Source organism: Streptomyces beijiangensis, from assembly GCF_017315755.1.
Lineage (GTDB): Bacteria > Actinomycetota > Actinomycetes > Streptomycetales > Streptomycetaceae > Streptomyces > Streptomyces beijiangensis.
The window spans coordinates 1-407 of record NZ_JAFLRJ010000957.1 but is presented as its reverse complement, the minus strand read 5'-3'; the positions used below and the strand labels follow the sequence as shown (position 1 = coordinate 407).

General features: G+C 73.2%; 1 protein-coding gene. It reads left to right on the top strand.

Annotated elements, in window-relative coordinates; all coding sequences use genetic code 11:
* Positions 1-407: HD-GYP domain-containing protein (locus J0695_RS40065; RefSeq protein ID WP_206969735.1), on the top strand; the 407-nt coding region annotated here is incomplete at both ends.

The window sequence follows — 407 nt, the reverse complement described above, 5'->3', positions numbered from 1 at the left end:
GCTGACCCCCGAGGAGCGGCGGGTCATCGAGCTGCATCCGGAGTACGGGCACGAGATGGTCCGGGGCATCGGCTTCCTGGGGGAGGCCAGGGCGGCGATCCTCCATCACCACGAGCGGCTGGACGGGAGCGGGTATCCGTACGGGCTTGCGGGGGAGCAGATCCCGGAGTTCGCGCGGGTGGTGGCTGTCGCGGACGCGTTTGACGCGATGACGTCCACCCGGTCGTACCGGCGTGCGCGGCCTGTGGGGGCGGCGGTGGAGGAGCTGGTGAAGTGCGCGGGGGTGCAGTTCGATCCGCGGGTGGTGGATGCGTTTGTGCGGGCGCTGGGGCGGGAGGGGTGGCATCCGGTGGTGACCGCGGACGAGGCGAGGGCGGGAGCGGGGGCCTTTCGGGGGGTCCGCCCCC